At 57.3% G+C, this 16773-nt stretch carries 19 protein-coding genes; 9 read left to right on the top strand and 10 right to left on the bottom strand.

Annotation, left to right across the window (positions count from 1 at the left end; genetic code table 11):
- Positions 1 to 18: 18 nt before the first annotated feature.
- The 5 genes from ASD54_RS10505 to ASD54_RS10485 form a co-directional block, all read right to left on the bottom strand.
- Positions 19 to 1443: an SPOR domain-containing protein gene (locus tag ASD54_RS10505; RefSeq protein WP_062554805.1), complete on the bottom strand. Its 1425-nt coding sequence runs from the start codon at positions 1441 to 1443 to the stop codon at positions 19 to 21.
- Between the two features lie 192 nt (positions 1444 to 1635).
- The gene (locus tag ASD54_RS10500) at positions 1636 to 2385 is read right to left on the bottom strand and encodes a hypothetical protein (protein WP_062554505.1); all 750 of its coding nucleotides are present in this window, start codon (positions 2383 to 2385) and stop codon (positions 1636 to 1638) included.
- A 145-nt stretch (positions 2386 to 2530) separates the two neighbouring features.
- On the bottom strand, positions 2531 to 3139 hold the full coding sequence (locus ASD54_RS10495; protein WP_062554504.1) for a transglutaminase-like cysteine peptidase: 609 nt from the start codon (positions 3137 to 3139) through the stop codon (positions 2531 to 2533).
- A 576-nt stretch (positions 3140 to 3715) separates the two neighbouring features.
- The gene (locus tag ASD54_RS10490) at positions 3716 to 4321 is read right to left on the bottom strand and encodes a PilZ domain-containing protein (protein WP_062554503.1); all 606 of its coding nucleotides are present in this window, start codon (positions 4319 to 4321) and stop codon (positions 3716 to 3718) included.
- A gap of 89 nt (positions 4322 to 4410) precedes the next feature.
- Positions 4411 to 4980, bottom strand: a complete 570-nt coding sequence (locus ASD54_RS10485) for a PAS domain-containing protein (protein ID WP_244484739.1) — start codon at positions 4978 to 4980, stop codon at positions 4411 to 4413.
- A 268-nt stretch (positions 4981 to 5248) separates the two neighbouring features.
- Between ASD54_RS10485 and ASD54_RS10480 the strand changes: the two genes are divergently transcribed.
- Together ASD54_RS10480 and ASD54_RS10475 are read left to right on the top strand one after the other, a co-directional pair.
- Positions 5249 to 5977 carry a rhomboid family intramembrane serine protease gene (locus tag ASD54_RS10480; RefSeq protein ID WP_062554804.1) on the top strand — a complete coding sequence of 243 codons (729 nt, stop codon included), beginning with the start codon at positions 5249 to 5251 and terminating at the stop codon, positions 5975 to 5977.
- 319 nt (positions 5978 to 6296) lie between these two features.
- A complete protein-coding gene (locus tag ASD54_RS10475; protein ID WP_062554501.1) occupies positions 6297 to 6731 on the top strand; it encodes a CBS domain-containing protein in 435 nt (144 codons plus the stop codon).
- A gap of 37 nt (positions 6732 to 6768) precedes the next feature.
- Here ASD54_RS10475 and ASD54_RS10470 read toward each other — a convergent pair whose 3' ends face one another.
- The 3 genes from ASD54_RS10470 to folE form a co-directional block, all read right to left on the bottom strand.
- Positions 6769 to 7728 (bottom strand): patatin-like phospholipase family protein, encoded by a 960-nt coding sequence (locus ASD54_RS10470; protein WP_062554500.1) that lies wholly within the window; start codon positions 7726 to 7728, stop codon positions 6769 to 6771.
- 105 nt (positions 7729 to 7833) lie between these two features.
- Positions 7834 to 8295, bottom strand: a complete 462-nt coding sequence (gene hisI / locus ASD54_RS10465; RefSeq protein ID WP_062554499.1) for a phosphoribosyl-AMP cyclohydrolase — start codon at positions 8293 to 8295, stop codon at positions 7834 to 7836.
- A gap of 21 nt (positions 8296 to 8316) precedes the next feature.
- The gene (gene folE, locus ASD54_RS10460; protein ID WP_062554498.1) at positions 8317 to 8925 is read right to left on the bottom strand and encodes a GTP cyclohydrolase I FolE; all 609 of its coding nucleotides are present in this window, start codon (positions 8923 to 8925) and stop codon (positions 8317 to 8319) included.
- Positions 8926 to 9193: 268 nt separating this feature from the next.
- Here folE and ASD54_RS10455 point away from each other — a divergent pair, with 268 nt between their 5' ends.
- The 4 genes from ASD54_RS10455 (at position 9194) to thrS (ending at position 12600) form a co-directional block, all read left to right on the top strand.
- On the top strand, positions 9194 to 9637 hold the full coding sequence (locus ASD54_RS10455) for an iron-sulfur cluster assembly scaffold protein (RefSeq protein ID WP_062554497.1): 444 nt from the start codon (positions 9194 to 9196) through the stop codon (positions 9635 to 9637).
- Between the two features lie 3 nt (positions 9638 to 9640).
- Positions 9641 to 10027 carry a membrane protein insertion efficiency factor YidD gene (gene yidD / locus ASD54_RS10450; protein WP_062554496.1) on the top strand — a complete coding sequence of 129 codons (387 nt, stop codon included), beginning with the start codon at positions 9641 to 9643 and terminating at the stop codon, positions 10025 to 10027.
- Between the two features lie 5 nt (positions 10028 to 10032).
- On the top strand, positions 10033 to 10458 hold the full coding sequence (locus ASD54_RS10445) for a DUF2267 domain-containing protein (RefSeq protein ID WP_062554495.1): 426 nt from the start codon (positions 10033 to 10035) through the stop codon (positions 10456 to 10458).
- Positions 10459 to 10578: 120 nt separating this feature from the next.
- A complete protein-coding gene (gene thrS, locus ASD54_RS10440; protein WP_062554494.1) occupies positions 10579 to 12600 on the top strand; it encodes a threonine--tRNA ligase in 2022 nt (673 codons plus the stop codon).
- A 56-nt stretch (positions 12601 to 12656) separates the two neighbouring features.
- Here thrS and ASD54_RS10435 read toward each other — a convergent pair whose 3' ends face one another.
- On the bottom strand, positions 12657 to 13625 hold the full coding sequence (locus tag ASD54_RS10435) for a hypothetical protein (protein WP_062554493.1): 969 nt from the start codon (positions 13623 to 13625) through the stop codon (positions 12657 to 12659).
- Between the two features lie 95 nt (positions 13626 to 13720).
- On the opposite strand from ASD54_RS10435, the gene ASD54_RS10430 reads away from it, so the two are divergent.
- From ASD54_RS10430 to ASD54_RS10420, 3 genes are all read left to right on the top strand, one after another.
- Positions 13721 to 14308 carry a nitroreductase gene (locus tag ASD54_RS10430; protein WP_062554492.1) on the top strand — a complete coding sequence of 196 codons (588 nt, stop codon included), beginning with the start codon at positions 13721 to 13723 and terminating at the stop codon, positions 14306 to 14308.
- Positions 14308 to 14913 carry a flavin reductase family protein gene (locus tag ASD54_RS10425; RefSeq protein ID WP_062554491.1) on the top strand — a complete coding sequence of 202 codons (606 nt, stop codon included), beginning with the start codon at positions 14308 to 14310 and terminating at the stop codon, positions 14911 to 14913. The genes ASD54_RS10430 and ASD54_RS10425 overlap by 1 nt, the downstream gene beginning before the upstream one ends.
- A 260-nt stretch (positions 14914 to 15173) precedes the next feature.
- Complete coding sequence (locus ASD54_RS10420; protein WP_062554490.1) at positions 15174 to 16307, top strand: DUF2336 domain-containing protein; 1134 nt, start codon at positions 15174 to 15176, stop codon at positions 16305 to 16307.
- Here ASD54_RS10420 and ASD54_RS10415 read toward each other — a convergent pair.
- Positions 16304 to 16714, bottom strand: coding sequence for a hypothetical protein (locus ASD54_RS10415; protein ID WP_062554489.1), 411 nt, complete (start codon positions 16712 to 16714; stop codon positions 16304 to 16306). The two genes, ASD54_RS10420 and ASD54_RS10415, sit on opposite strands and share 4 nt — an antisense overlap.
- Positions 16715 to 16773 lie beyond the last annotated feature (59 nt).

Raw genomic sequence — 16773 nt, 5'->3', positions numbered from 1 at the left:
CTGCCTCCCTTGGTCATTTCACTGTTGTGCAGCCCAGCAGGCAACGCCCTTCTTTTTCAAGCTGTTGCATGCATTCACGGCCGCCTTCTGGTCGTCGAAACCGCCGAAACGCGCACGGTACACCTGACCGCCATTTGCATCGACCGGAATAGCGAATGGCTTTGCGGAGCGAAGCGCACCACCAACCTTTGCCTGTGCAGTTTCAAGCATTTCCAGTGCGGAGTCCTTGTTAGGGGACACGCCAATCTGGATAACCCAACCCGAAGGTTGCGATGCTGCAGCTCGGGCCATTTCAGCGACCGGCCGTGTCGAAGCAGTCGTCAACGAGTCCGTTGGATCCTTCACGCGGGCTGTCGGCATGTATTCCGGAGCAGGCGTGGGTATAACAGAGGGTGGCGTATCCAGTGCAGCGGTTACGGCCGCAGCGGCACCATTGGCCTTCGGTTCAGACGAATAGGCAGAGGCGCCCGGAAGTTTTTCTTCGGCATAGCGGGCGGTCGGACGCGGCGCGCCAGCAGGAAGATTGACTGCAACCTGTTGTGTCGCAGCGGCAACCGGCGAAGGCTGTGGAGCAATCGGTGTCGGAACGGAGGCCGCCACAGGTGGGGCCGGAGTGCGAACCTGTGCTATCAGGTTGCTGGCATTGCCCTGAGAGGCTTGCGGCAGATAGGTCGCAACGAGCTTGCGCATCTGGCCATCACGGGCTGCCGTGCTGGTGCCGCCAAGAACGACTGCAACGATGGAACGACCGTTCAGCTGAGCGGACGTGACGAGGTTGAAACCTGCAGCACGGGTGTAGCCCGTCTTGATCCCATCCACGCCCGCAACGCTGCCGACCAGTCGGTTATGATTGCCGATAACCTGCTTCCCGAACTTGAATGTGCGGGTCGAGAAGTAGCTGTAGTACTGCGGAAAATGTTGACGCAAGGCGATACCGAGACGAGCCTGATCACGTGCAGTCGTCATTTGCGCCGTGTTCGGCAGGCCATTCGCATTTCGGTAGGTCGTGCGGGTCATGCCGAGCGCACGCGCCTTGTTGGTCATCATGAGTGCAAAGCGGGCTTCGTTGCCACCGATGAATTCGCCCAGCGCAGTGGCAATGTCGTTTGCCGAGCGGGTCACAAGGGCTTGGATCGCTTGCTCTACAGTCACTGAGCCACCGGCACGAACTCCGAGTTTGGATGGCGGTTCAGATGCCGCCTTTGCTGATACCGGCACCGGTGAATCGAGCGTGAAGCGACCAGCCTCCAAGGCCTCGAACGTCAGGTACAGCGTCATCATCTTGGTAAGCGACGCCGGATAGCGCAGCGAATCCGGATCGTCCGAATAGAGCACCTTGCCGGTTTTGGCATCCACCACGATACCTGCATATTTCGGATTGGCGTGTGCCGTGTGCCCGCCAAGCAAGACGAACAAGGCTACGACGAAAACGAGGCCGACGATCTTCTGGAAAATCGAGGCGCCACCCTTGGGGAAGGATGTCGTGTTGATGTAATTCAGCACGTTTGCACTCACTCACTGCAATTCATGTTATCGGGTCCGGCTGCCCCCGCAGCACCGTTCTCATCACTTTAGGGGCTTAGCCTTACCAAGTGGTTTATGATGAACAGACGTTTACAAACTCTGTTCGACTTTTCACGGATTGTCGGATTTTTGGCCGGTTAGCCTGTTTGCGACAAAGGCTCCAATAGCGGCATCAATATGGTCCCACTCGGCTAAACGTGTGGATGAGAAGCGATAAAGGATACTCAACCCGTTTCCGGCGTGAATGTCCCGCTGACAATCAGCGCTGCTGGCCTCCTGTCCGCGTTGGGGCAGAAGGCACCGCACCACATAGTCCGGCTTTCCTGGACGGTGGGCGGACAGAAGAACTTCGTCGCCATAGCCGCTATCGGCTTTCAGATGATGCAGCGTGAGGCCATGGCCGAAGTCTGAGGAATCGCCGGACAAGAGCCGCTGATAGATCGGCTCAAATCGTCCGGACATGTCGCGGGACATGGTGGCTTCAGAAACTTCGATGAAAATCAGGTCGGTGGACTTGTCGGCGGCATCGAAGCGATCCTTCTCTGCGACCGAATATCCCTGCATTTCAGGCCAGGTGAGATAGAGGTTCAAACCCGCAGCCGTACCGGACGTCCGTTGCTCGGCCAGCCTGATCATGTTGGCCGGCACCGAAATGATGTCCGAGCCAATGGCAATGTTGAATTCCTGCGTGCTGTCCGTATGCCCGCCGGAGGCCATTCGCTGACCAAGCCAGTGACCTGCCGCCGTAATGAGCCCGGCGATGAGGACCAGCGCTGCGAGAGCTGATAGCAATTTGATGGCAAGCCGATTGGAGATGATTGGCTCAAAGCCTTCATCGGTATCATTCGTATGAGAAGCCATTATCGCACACCACGTTCCGGAAGCGCCAAACTAGCTGCGCATCATTGTCCGAAGCATTCGCGTTTATGGTTAACCAATCATGAAACAAAAAAAGGCGCCGCCCACGGGGAGTGGAGCGACGCCTTTGGCTTCACGGGGATGAAGCTTATTTTCTGACGCTGGCCACCGCGTTGGCGCGGCCATCCTGCAATTTCACCCATGCGCCTGGATCATCGACGGCCTGACGCTTGAGATAGGTGTATTCGGTTTCGGACCACAGCATGACCTTGTTGCGCATATTGTCGAGAACGAAGTCGCCGCGATCGGTCCGGACCGTCAGCACGGCGTGGCCTTCGCCATTCGGCTGCAGAACAACGGTGATCAAGAGATCCGAAGGGCTGATGCCCTGATTGATCAGAAGCTTTCGCTTCAGCAGAACGAAGTCTTCACAATCACCGACTGTCCGCGGATAGGCCCAACGTTCCTCGACGCCGTAAATCTCCTGGTCGGTCATGGGGGTGATCGTGGAGTTGACGGTGAAATTCACATCGAGAATTTTTCTCCAGCGATCTTCCGTCAGAACCAGAGGACCACGGTCTCCGTCTGTCGGAACGCATTCGCTGCGATAGGTCTGGCAGAATTCATAATGGCCGATGGGTGGATTGGCTTTGCCGGTCACCTGCATCTGTGCAGTGCTTGCGGCGTTGGCACTGCCTGCGCTGAGGGCTGCTGCGACGATGGCCAGGCCTGCGGCGATCTTCTTGATGTGAAACATTTTGTTCTCCCCGTTTCGATGAAGGGAATGTCTCACACGCATCTTCAAACTGTGCCAAAATCGACAGTAAAATCAGATGCTTAATTGAATTGAATGCGTCTAAAATTGAGCGCTGATTTGATCAAAATGCAATTCGAATCTGAGTCGGTTTTGACCCAAATTTCATTCAAATTATGCGCAAGTTTGAGGATAATTCGATAGATGATCAGCTAAATGGTTGAGAAAGCTTCGGTCTGTCCGGATCGTATGAAGCCGTATTGACCTCCTGGGGCCGGGAATGGCGAGCGCTTGGAGATGATCAACGCGGTGTTCGCGTCCGAAATCTGACGGCTCGAGCGGGAAATTGGATGCGGAAACGACTTGTAGATGGACGTTGAGGCTGAGATTGCCGTCAAAAAACCGCGTCTTTTTCGTACATTTTTTCTCCGCAAACCCTGTTCGCCACAAAATATGGTGGAGCATTGGTTAAATCCGGTACGCATCGAACTGCATTTCGGGCAACGGATCTCTCGGGTGCCAGGAATCAAAAACCCGGCGCGTTGGCCGGGTTCAATCTGGGGCGACTGTGAGCTGTTCCTAGAGGAAGTCGCGCAAGCTTTCGCGCGTTTGCACCATCGCAAATTCGATCGCGACACCTTCGGCGAAATGGCGAACGATGCGTCCACGCATATTGTTGAGGAAAACGGGGGTGCCCACGGGTGGGCGAACATCGCAATCCACCGCGGCACCGGACAGCGAGAGGTCGACGAGACGGCAAGGATAGCTCGTACCATCCTCAAGCCGCAGTTCGGCGCGCGTGATACGTGGTGAGAGGCGGTCATGACGTCGGTCTTCCGGCAGGCCGAGCTCGTGCCGGTTTGCCAGCCATGTCAGCTGCGCGGCCAGCTTTTCCCGCTTGCGATCCGTGGCCGTGATCGACATCACAAAGCCGGTATCTGTCAGTTGCAATGCCTGGCCTTCCAACCGACCAAGATGATCGATGTAGGCAATGATCCGTTCGCCGACGCGCGGAGCACCGATGCATTCGAGCATGACATCGCCGGGCGACATTTCAGAGGCAAGGCAGGGATATTCCTCGCGCGACGCAAGCATAAGACGACCGCTCATGTTCACCGTCACTCTTTGGAAGGTACGGGGAGGAGCGGGCTTCTGTGTTTGTGCTGCTGGCTGGAATGAGAACATTGCACTCTTTCGTCCGTCATCTACCAGACATGCTTACTCTCAGCCGGTTAACATTGGGTCAATTGGACGTCAGAGGTTGTAATGACTGCTCAGCTTAGATGGAAAAGCCGCCTGATGAAGCTCTGGCTGCTGCCGTGTCTGGCGAATTCCGTGGATGTGGCCGGTTCGGTTCCTGGCGGGAAGGCCGGCTGCCATGTTTTGAGCACGAGACTGCCTGGATCAATGGGATAGGAGGGATGCGCGTCTTCTCCCAATACGATGGAGCCCAGCAAGCGGTCACATGCTCCCTCCGCTGAACGCAAGGGAAGCAGAAGCATCTCCAGCCGCACGTGACGTCCGTCTTGGGTGGCGTTCACGCTGCAGTGGATCGCGGTCTCTGATCTGAAGGCGGACAAGGTGGCTTCAACGACCTGATCACGGGACCGCGGGTTCCACAACGTCTCAAAATCGTGGTCTCGCAGCTCCTCGCCGAAAAGTTCGCAGACCCGCGTGCCTGCCAAACGAAACACAAGATCGAGATCCTGCCAGCCCAACATGATGAGATCGGGCAGGCGGGAGCGGATTGCCGTGGGATCAAGTTGGGTCCGGAGTGGCGCTTTGTTCGCACGGCGCAGGCTGTACCAATAGCTCAACACTTCGTTACTGCGGTTGCTCAACATCTGCACGTTGTGTTCCATTCTGTGTCGTATCAGGCGTCATGCCTGTCATTTCTCTGCTACGGAGCGAAAAGCATGCCACTCCAACGGGTTGGCGCCGTGCAAGGGCGGCAAATCCCGCAATCGTTGCTCGCTCATGGAGTTGCGATCTGCTAATAGATTTCGGCAGAGGAACCCGACCCGCATGGAAAAACCGCCCGAAACGCCCTGGGGAGCCCCCCCGCCAGAGGAAGAGACCCCCGCGCAGCGAGGCATTCACCGCGATCGTGGTATGAATGAAGATCATCGCCGCGACTCGCAGCGCCGCGAACCGGCGATCAACCTGCCGGGACCATTGCTCGCAATTCTCGGACTTCTAATTATTCTTTTCGTCCTGGATGCTTACGTGCTGTCCGACGAGATGCGAGCATACTTCCTGTTCGAGCTTGCCTTTACTCCGCTACGGTATGTGTTTCCGCTATCGGGGCAGGGGCTGGAGTGGCTTTGGACTCCGGTCACCTACTCTTTCCTGCACGGAAGCGTCGAGCATCTGGCCTTTAACGGTCTTTGGCTCGCAGCCTTTGGTGCGCCGGTCTTTCGTCGCATCGGCTTCAAGCGGTTCATGGTTTTCTGGGCCTTGTCGGCTGCCTGTTCCGCTTTTTTCCACGCGGCGCTGAACTGGGGGCAGGAGACGATCCTGATCGGCGCATCGGGTGTGATTTCCGCATTGATGGGCGCCGCATGTCGGTTCGCGTTTCCCGCCAGTGGCACCGGCATGTTTGGACGCGATGTTCATCTCCTGCCGCGCCAGGGAATTGTCGGCGCAATGCGCAACAGAACGGTTTTCATTTTTACCATCCTCTGGTTCCTCGGAAACGTGCTGATCGCCTTGGGCATTCCGCTCGTGGGCGGGGATGATTCCGCCATCGCCTGGGACGCGCATATCGGCGGTTTCCTCTTTGGCTACCTGCTGTTTTCGGCCTTCGATCCGGGCGTCGCCGCAAGGCCTGACAGAGGCTGATACCAAATGTCGATGATAGGGACCGATTGCGCCGGAGCGATTTTGGTTTGCGGCGAGAAGAAAACCACAGTCGGACCTGAAGGTCCGGCGCGGATTTTCGACGACGTCCGAAGAGCAAAAGCGCCCGGTCCTCTGGATGGGCCGGATTTCCTCCACCGACTTTGTCGCAATCCTCGACCGATGCAGGAGCATCGCTCTCCGGTATGCTCCTCGTGCGCTGCTTGCAATCCGTTCTATTGAGGAGCACCATCGTAAGACTTTCGAAACGCTTGGAGGAGCGAGTCGAGGGTTTCGAAGAGCTGATCAATAGGAGGAATTGATGTCTATCTCCGTGAAGCACATGCTCGATAGAAAAGGCCGGGATGTCGTGACCGTGTCACGCGATGCGACCATTGAGGAGGTCGCAAAGATCCTGGAGCAGAAGCGCATTGGCGCGATCGTCGTCACCAGTCTCGAAGATCGGATTGCCGGGATTTTCACGGAGCGTGACCTTGTCCGCTGCGTTGCGAAAGAGGGTCCGGCGGCTCTTTCCAATCCGGTTTCATCGGCAATGACTACGTCTGTGACGCGCTGCCGGGAAGAAACCACCTTGAACGAACTCATGGAAATCATGAGCAGTGGCCGCTTCCGTCACGTACCTGTGGAAAGCGGCGGCAAGCTTGCCGGCATCATTTCCATTGGCGACGTCGTCAAGGCTCGCATTCAGGAAGTTGAGGCCGAGGCCGAGCATATCCGGGCCTATATCGCCAGCTGAGAACACACCAGCCGCCCGGTGGGGCGGCTGCCTTTTGTCAGGGAAGAGTGAATATCTCCTGCATCCGCTTCAGTTCGGTAATGCGGCTTTGGGCCTCCTGATAGCCGCGGTCGATCGCTTCACCGGCCCGGTGAAATTCGGAAAGACCTATATCGCTGAGGCGTGGATGAAGCGCGAGATCGGGCGGGTCTCCCGCCAGGCGCGCGCGTGAGATTCGCTCCTGAATGATGTTGAATGCCTGCACCATCGTGCCAGTCATGCCAATTCGTGCTTCCTGAACCTTTGTGTGCTGTCCCTGATGAACGGGCTGAACGCTTGCATTGTGTTTGACGACGGCGGATCGGCCGAAAATGTCATAGTTCAGATTGATGGCGACCACGAGCGGTTGCTCATAGGCCCGGCAGACAGATGTCGGCACGGGATTGACCAGTGCTCCGTCCACAAGCGTGCGGTTGTTGCATTTCACCGGTTCGAAGATGCCGGGAAGGGCGTAGGATGCGCGAAGGCCGGTGATCAGCGAGCCACTTGTAATCCACACTTCGTGACCACTGTGAAGTTCGGTCGCGACGGCCACGAACGGACGATCAAGGTCTTCGATAGCGACGTCTTCGAGATGCTCCTGCATGCGTTTCGTCAGCCGCATGCCACCCAGCAGGCCGCCGCCGCCAATGGTCAGATCCAGCAGGCCGGCGATGCGCCGCATGGTAAGCGAGCGCGCGAAGTTTTCGAGTTCATCAAGCTTGCCGGCGAGATAGCAACCGCCCACCAGCGCACCGATGGAAGTGCCGGCAACCATGCCGACCTCGATGCCTGCCTCTTCCAGCGCGCGTAGGACACCGATATGCGCCCAGCCTCTGGCGGCACCGCCGCCCAGTGCCAGAGCAAGCTTCGGCTTTTTGGGTTTGTGTTCGGGAGTATGAGGCGGCTTGTTGCCGCCGCCATTTGCATCTGCTCCGGATGTCGGAGCCTCACCGCGATTCCAGTTCCAGTTCAGCATCTGATCCCGCCCTTCAGGCTATGTAAGCCAGACTACCATTGAACGCAGACACTGGTTTAGAATCAGTTCATGTCCGTCAGACTTGCCGAAAAACGAAGCAGTTGCCTAATCGGTTCCCTTGTCCGAATAGATCGCGTCCGGATCGAAATGACGATGCTCATCAACGATCCTTACCTTTGCTTCGCCGTCCACAAGTTCGACAGCGCGATAGAAGCATGAGCGACGTCCGGTGTGGCAGCTGGCATCATGTCCGGCCACTTGCACCTTCAGCCACACGGCATCCTGATCGCAATCGGTCAGAAGCTCGACCACGCTCTGAAGATTGCCGGATGTTTCGCCCTTCTTCCAGATTTTTGCGCGCGAACGGCTGTAATAGTGCGCGATTCCGGTCTCGATAGTGAGAGCCAGCGCCTCGCTGTTCATGTGGGCAACCATCAGAAGTTCACCATCGCGATGGTCTGTCACGATGGCAGTTACCAGACCATGGTCGTCAAAGCGCGGCGTGAAAACACCGTTGCCCTCAAGTTGCGTTTTGTCGGAGGGTGCCGGTTCAAACTGGATGGTCATGAAACTCTCTGTAAGCCTGTATCAGCGACGGATCATGCTGAGGAAACGGGCCTGTTCCTGAGCCTTTTCCTTGAATTCGCCGGTAAATGTCGTCGTAAGCGTGGTCGAGCCCTGCTTCTGAATGCCGCGCATGGCCATGCACATGTGCTCCGCCTCGATCATCACCGCAACGCCGCGCGGTGCCAGACCGGACTGAATCGCCTGAGCAACCTGTGCGGTCATGTTCTCCTGGGTCTGCAATCGGCGGCCGAACACCTCCACAAGGCGGGCTATCTTCGAGAGCCCCAGAACACGCCCCTTCGGCAGGTAAGCCACGTGAGCCTTGCCGATAATTGGCACCATGTGGTGCTCGCAATGGGAATAGAACGGAATGTCCTTTACGAGGACCATGTCGTCATAGCCGCCGACCTCCTCGAAGGTACGGCCAAGAATTTCCTCCGGTGACTGGTCGTAACCACCGAACAGTTCACGATAGGATTTGGCGACGCGCTTCGGCGTGTCGATCAGGCCCTCGCGGGACGGATCGTCGCCGGCCCAGCGCAGTAGAACCCGCACCGCATCCTCGGCCTCTTGCTGTGTCGGGCGAGGTTGCTTCTGCCCCGCAGGGAAATTCTTCACGACTGAATCCATGTTCATATCTCCCGTGCGGTTCAAGGCCGCACCTGCCGAAGTTCTTTGAACTGCAATGACGTTCAAAGCAGGCTACGCGTTATCTGACCTGTCGGATCCCTTTTTACAAGATACGAGTTACTCTCGATTGAAGACTTGGCGAAACATGTTTCTTGAACCGATCGTATCCATCATCATATAGAGCATGAGACTATGGACGACCAGTCGGCGGGCTGAAGCACACACTGTCCACTGGCAAGCGACGCAGGTAGCGTCAGGATTCTTCGGCATGGACGATATTTACAACAGTCGAATTCTTGAACTGGCAGGCAACATCCAGCGTGCCGGTACGCTCGATGATGCAGATGCGACCAGCGAGAAGCACTCGAAGCTCTGCGGCTCGAAGGTGCGCGTCTTCCTGAAGGTGCGCAATGGGATCGTGACCGACTTTGCACATCAGGTGCGCGCCTGCGCTTTGGGACAGGCGTCTTCATCGGCCATGGCGCGGGTGGTCGTTGGTGCCTCTGTTGACGAAATTCGTCAGGCACGTCGGGACATGCTGGCCATGCTGAAGGAAGATGGTGAAGGACCCGTCGGTCGTTTTGAGGAAATGCGCGTTCTGAAACCCGTAAAGGACTACAAGGCCCGACATGCCTCGACCATGTTGACCTTCGATGCCGTGGTAGACTGTCTCGATCAGATTGAAGCCAAAGCGCAGCCGCAGGCGGTCTGACGCATGTGCCAGCACTGTTCTGGTCTGCATGATGACGAGGATGAAAAGCCGCGGAGAAGAGGTCGGAACTGGTCCGGTCCTTTTCGCAAAACGCCGGATCGTCTTGTCGGAATGGGCCTGATCCGCCTCTATCAATTGACGCTCTCCGGCTTCATCGGAAATTCCTGTCGTCACATCCCCACATGTTCTGAGTTCGGCTACGAGGCCGTCGCGCGCCATGGTCTCTGGTTCGGGGGCTGGATGACGGCCTATCGTTTCGCCCGTTGCGGGCCATTCGGCTCGTCCGGGCTGGATCCCGTACCGGAGAACCGGCCTCAACACCAGCGATGGTGGACACCCTGGCGCTACAGCCGCGCAGATCCAACCACAGCACATACAGAACAGGAGTAACCGTCATGCCGATGCCGATGGAATATTTTCAGGCATCGACTGATTTCGACGCCTTCATGTCTGATCTGCTGGACATATCTCTTTTGAAAACTCGCCATCAGGCCTACACGATGTTGCAGGCCGTTTTGCAGGTTTTTCGACGCCGGTTGACACTGCCGCAGGCTATTGAGTTCGCTGGCATTCTGCCGCCCGTCGTTCGCGCCATTTTCGTGAGTGACTGGAATACGGATGAGCCGCTGAAGCCTTTCGAGACCCATGAGCAGATGATGGCTGAAGTGCGCCAGTTGCGCCACAACCACAATCTCTCCACCCCCTCGGCGATTGAGGATGTGACGATTGCGATCCGTCGCCATGTGGATGAGACAAAGCTGAGGGCGATGCTGGGCCAATTGCCGGAGGGCGCACTGGCGTTTTGGGGCTACAGGAGCTAACCAGCCTAGCCTTTACTCGCCGCGCTTTCGCGGGTATCTACCCGCGCGTTGGATGTCGCAATAAGCGGCGCGATTTACCCACCCGCATTCGTTGGCGGGACTGGATAACAGGAGAATATAATGTCCGTTTCCCTCACATTCCCTGATGGCTCTGTCCGTTCGTATGAAGCCGGTGCGACCGGGCTTGCGGTCGCTGAGTCGATTTCGAAGTCGCTGGCCAAGAAGGCCATCGCCATTGCGATCGACGGCGAAGTCCGCGACCTGTCGGACCCTGTTTCCGATGGCAAGATCGAGATCATTACCCGCACAGATCCGCGCGCTCTGGAACTCATTCGCCATGATGCTGCGCACGTGATGGCGGAAGCCGTCCAGGAGCTTTGGCCCGGCACGCAGGTCACGATCGGTCCGGTGATCGAGAACGGCTTCTACTACGACTTCAAGCGCGTTCACCCAGACACCAAGGAAGACTGGCCCTTCACGCCCGACGATCTGCCGAAGATCGAAAAGAAAATGAAGGAGATCATTGGTCGCAACAAACCCTTCACCAAGGAAGTCTGGTCACGCCAGAAGACCAAGGATGTGTTTGCTGCCAAGGGTGAGAGCTTCAAGGTCGAGCTCGTTGATGCGATCCCGGAAGATCAGGACGTCAAGATCTATGCTCAGGGCGACTGGTTCGACCTTTGCCGTGGTCCGCACATGGCCTCGACCGGACAGATTGGGACGGCCTTCAAGCTCATGAAGGTGGCCGGTGCCTATTGGCGCGGTGATTCCACCCGTCCGATGCTGACCCGTATCTACGGCACAGCCTGGGCAGAGCAGGAGCAACTGGATCAGTACCTGCACGTACTTGCGGAAGCCGAGAAGCGCGATCACCGCAAGCTTGGCCGCGAGATGGATCTGTTCCATTTTCAGGAAGAAGGTCCGGGCGTCGTGTTCTGGCATGGCAAGGGCTGGCGCATGTTCCAGACCCTGACCGCCTACATGCGCCGCCGTCTGGCCAACACCTATGAAGAGGTCAACGCGCCGCAGGTTCTCGATGCCTCGCTATGGGAAACCTCCGGTCACTGGGGCTGGTATCAGGAAAACATGTTCGCCGTGAAATCGGCTTACGCGTTTACCCATCCGGATGACAAGGAAGCCGATAATCGCGTCTTCGCCTTGAAGCCGATGAACTGCCCGGGTCACGTCCAGATCTTCAAGCATGGCTTGAAGTCTTACCGTGAAATGCCTGTTCGCCTTGCGGAATTTGGTCTCGTTCATCGCTACGAAGCATCCGGCGCATTGCATGGGTTGATGCGCGTTCGCGGCTTCACGCAGGACGATGCCCATGTATTCTGCACGGAAGAGCAGATGGCAGCCGAATGCCTGCGCATCAATGATCTCATCCTGTCGGTCTATGAGGACTTCGGCTTCAAGGAAGTCGTGGTGAAGCTCTCCACCCGTCCAGAAAAGCGCGTGGGATCCGATGAGCTTTGGGACCGCGCGGAATCGGTCATGATGGATGTTCTAAAGACGATCGAAGAGCAGTCTGGAGGACGCATCAAAACCGGAATATTGCCAGGTGAGGGCGCATTTTACGGGCCGAAGTTCGAGTACACTCTCAAGGACGCAATTGGCCGTGACTGGCAGTGCGGAACGACGCAGGTGGACTTCAACCTGCCAGAGCGCTTCGGTGCGTTCTACATCGATGCGAACTCGGAAAAGACCCAGCCTGTCATGATCCACCGCGCCATCTGCGGCTCGATGGAGCGCTTCCTCGGGATCCTGATCGAGAACTTCGCCGGGCATATGCCGCTGTGGTTCGCACCGCTTCAAGTGGTCGTCGCAACGATCACCTCCGATGCGGATGATTATGGCCGCGAGGTTGCCCAGCAACTGCGCGATGCGGGCCTGATTGTGGAAGAGGACTTCCGCAACGAGAAGATCAACTACAAGATCCGCGAGCATTCGGTCACGAAGGTTCCGGTCATCATTGTCTGTGGTCGTCAGGAAGCCGAAAACCGCTCAGTCAACATCCGCCGTCTGGGTTCGCAGGCACAGACACCGATGTCGCTGGAAGATGCCGTTGCATCGCTTTCGGAAGAAGCAACGCCGCCGGATGTCAAGCGGCGTCAGGCAGCACGCAAGATGGCTGCCGAGTAAAACAAATAACCCCGGTGGAGCGATCCACCGGGGTTTTTTTCAAGCGATCACGGTGATCAATCCTGACCGACGACGGACGCCTGTTGTTCCTTCATGGAAACTTCGATATCCGCGTTCTTGCCGGACTGAACGGTGAACTCTCGTTGATAGATCTTGTCCTTGTTGCGAGCGACGGCGGTATATTCGCCCTCCGCCAGCACCATGGTTGTGAAAGCGCTGACGCTTTCACTCACCACGTCGCCACCGGCAGTCAGCACAGACCATGCGGTATCAGCCACGGCTTCGCCGCCGTGCTGAGAAACAAGCTTGAGGGTAATCTGCGCCGCCTTGTGCTGCAGCGTCGCCTCGGTCAACTTGCCTGCCTCGACCTGAAGGTCAGCCCGAACGCTCGCGTTGATGTCGCCATATTCTGAAACAATGTGATAGGTGCCAGTATTCAGCCGGATGATCGTGTTCGGCTTCACATTGGCCATCACAAGCGCACGCTCGCCGTCTTCGCGCACCTCCGCGGAATAGATCGAGAACTTCAGCTTGTTGGCCTGTATCCGTTGATCAGTGCCCGCAACGGCATTCAACACAAGACCGCCTGCATCAAGAACAAACGATAGCTTTTTGACGTCACCATTTTCCGGAACACTCAGTCGCTTTGTGATACCAGCGCGTCCGAATGCGACGTTGACGAAATAATCACCTGGCGCCAGTTGAAGATGGGCTTCGCCGCCTTCCGAGGAGGCAACAAGCTGAAGCTTGCCATCCGGGCCGGCGCTCGGGCTGAATACACGCCAGTTGAGCCCGGTCTGGAGAGATGTTCCATCTGCCGTCAACTTCGCTTCCAGCGTCACATCGCGCAGGGCCGGAACCTTACGGGCAGATGGCGCTGTAAAAGCATTCAGTTTCGGCATCTTTGGCGTGCCTTCCAACTGCTTGAAAGGCTGGAATGCGTCCTGAGCATGAGCGGATGGCGCCAGGGCAAGCGCCGCCAGCAGCGCCATCGAGAGCGAGACCTTCCGAGAAACTGCGTTCATAGTGGTTGCTGACCGTTGACTCTTGAATTCTGAAACGTCACTTCAAAACCAACCTAGCGGCAATTTCAAGATCCCTCCATTCACAGAGTCGTCGGATGCCCATTCAGAAGCCACTCTTCGATTATCTCAGTACGCGTCGATCCATTCCTGCGCTCCAGATGACGGAACCGGGCCCGGACCGGACCGAGCTGGAGCAGATCCTGACGCTCACCTCACGCGTTCCTGATCACGGCAAGCTCGCTCCCTGGCGTTTCATCGTTTATCGGGGACAGGCGAGGGCAGAACTTAGCGAGCAGCTTCTGTCCATTGCGCTGAAGAAGAACCCCGAAATGACCGAAGAAGCCCGGCAGATCGAGCGGTCGCGCTTGACGCGTTCTCCAGTCGTCATTGCTGTGGTCAGCACTGCGGCGGAGCACGTCAAGATCCCGGTCTGGGAACAGGAATTGTCTGCTGGCGCCGTCTGCCTCAATCTGTTCATGGCTGCCAATGCCCATGGTTATGCCGCCAATTGGCTGAGCGAATGGGTCGCCTATGACGCCGATGCCAAGACCGTTCTTGGCGTGAAGCCGGAAGAAAAAATCGCTGGTCTGGTTTACATCGGCTCCACGACGTTCCCGCAAACCGACCGTCCGCGCCCTGAACTCAAGGACATTGTCAGCTGGGTTGGTGAGGGAAGCGAGTAATGTTTTATACCACCGATCTCAACCAGCATGGTCTTGCGCACGACCCGTTCAAGGCCATTGTAGCGCCGCGACCCATCGGGTGGATCGGTACGAAGGGCAGGGATGGTTCGCTGAACCTCTCGCCCTATTCGTTTTTCAACATCGTCTCGGACAATCCAAAGATGGTGATGTTCTCATCCAGTACGCCGAAACACAGTAGCCGGAACGCCGAAGAGACGGGCGTCTTCACCGCAAGCCTCGTCAGCCGCAATCTCGTCGAACCGATGAACGCATCCTCTGCGCCGGTGCCCTATGGTGTCAACGAATTCGATCTCGCTGGACTGACGCCGAAACTTGGTGAGCTGGTGGACGCTCCATACGTGGCCGAGGCCTATGCTGCGCTCGAATGCAAGGTGACGGAGGTCCTTCGACCGAAGGGCTTGAATGAAACCATGTCCGAGTCGGTTATTGTGTTCGGTCAGGTAGTCGGAATCCATCTCAGTGAGATCATTGTTCGAGATGGTCGCATTGATATGGCCTTGGCCAAGCCAGTAGCTCGCATGGGCTACATGGATTACGCGGATGGCGGCAGCGATGTTTTTCAACTGCAACGGCCGACTCGATAGAAACCTTTGAGTATTAGTAGGGTCTGATGCGATAGTGCAGGCTGTTTTGCCTGAGAGCGACCAATTCTGTCTTGCTACGCGCGAAGGGGTTGCTCTGAAGACCCACACATACGCTGGGAATTGATTATATTCGAAGGCTGTTCGCCTCTTTTCACGATCCTTAAGGCGTATGGTGAACCGATCGTAAACTATTTCTGACTAGCTTGGCCTCATGGACGAATGGAGAGCGTAGAGTCGCTCCGGCGTTTGAGGTAGGTCAGTTGATTATCCAGGCTTTTTTGCGATGGGCGGAAACAGCAGGCGCGGCAGATCGCGCCAAGGCAGCGCGCGCCTTGGCCAAGGCCTACTTCCGTCTCCGTCCGGATGATCCGCAAAAGCAGGCGGCCTTGCATGCCATGATTCACCTGCTGGATGACCCTTCGTCAGCCGTTCGCTTCGCGCTTTCCGAGAGCCTTGCTGAAGAGCCGTCAGCACCACGCGCCGTGGTGCTGGCACTTGCTGAGGACCAGCCGGATATCGCATGTCCTGTCATTACGTTTTCACCGGTACTGACGGATATGGATCTAGTCGACATTGCAGGTCGAGGATCCAGCATGACCCGCGGTTTAATTGCGGCCCGTCCTGAACTGGGCCGCGGCGTCGCGGCAGCAATTGCCGAGATTGGTGATACGGCTGAGGCCGTCATCCTGTTGGAAAACGATTCGGCCGATCTCTCCCGATACGTACTCAAGCGGCTGGCAGAGCGCCACGCCCGCAGTTGCGAGGTGCGGAACCTGCTTCTGGACCGCGAGGATCTCCCCGCGGAAGCGCGCGATGTTCTCGTCCGCGAAATCAGCCGCGCATTGGCCGGTTCGCTGCTGGTGCAGGCGACGTTGAGTGCACCGCGCATTGCATACCTGACTGAAGAGGCGGCTACGCTCGCCACGCTACGTCTCGTCGGAAACGCTCTGTCGGATGAAATTCCGCTGCTGGTGCAGACGATGCGTGAGGATGGGCGCCTCACGTCGGCCTTTCTCATGCACGCGCTATGCTCGGGACGGATTGAATTCTTTGCTGCTGCCATGACGGACCTTTCGGGCCTGGACGATCGTCGCGTTCGCTCCATTATGGCAACCGGCCGAAAGCATGCGATCCGCGCTCTCTACGAATCCTGCGGTTTGTCTCGTGAAATCTCGGAAGTCTTTGTCGAGGCGACCATGCTCTGGCGCGAGAAACTGCGGGAGGTGCAAGGCAGCGGCGAGGGAATCTTCGACGCATTGATCGAACGGTATCCGCGCACGGTTGATACCTACACCACCATCAACGAGCTTCTCGACATCGTCGAGTCACTGCAGCGCCAGGAATACAGGGATATGGCCCGCGCTTACGCTGAGCAGACTGCCTACGCTGCCTAGCGCAGTCGCTGGGCGACCCAGGAATACCCACTTTCCACAATCCGTACCGGTCCCTTGATCAGGCTCTCGACGTTATCTCGCGTCGGCAGGATTGTCTTTACACGGTCCATGGCCTTGGCGGCCATCGACTGTTCCTCCTGCCTTGTTTCCTCCGGTGTCGGTGCAGGGGCGTCTGGTGTGTCGGTAGATTTCGGTGCGGTCGGGGATGCGCTCGCCACGGTCGGATCCTGGCAAACGGCAATGACGACGGGGTAGGAAACATTGGCGAACCGGCCCAATTCCTTTTCAGAAACTGCATTGCACAGTTCGACGCTGGGCCAGCGTTGATTAAGCGTTGCCACATATTGGCAGTCCGTGGCGCTGTCGTCGCAGCCAAGTATCGTCATGATGACCATCGCGGTGCGCATATGAACTTCCTTGCATATGATCTTGTAAGAACGTTAAGACGCAGCATAGCGACTTTGTG

Source organism: Rhizobium sp. Root149 (assembly GCF_001427345.1).
In the GTDB taxonomy this organism is placed as follows: Bacteria; Pseudomonadota; Alphaproteobacteria; order Rhizobiales; family Rhizobiaceae; genus Neorhizobium; species Neorhizobium rhizoryzae.
This window is presented reverse-complemented; position numbering and strand designations above follow the sequence as displayed.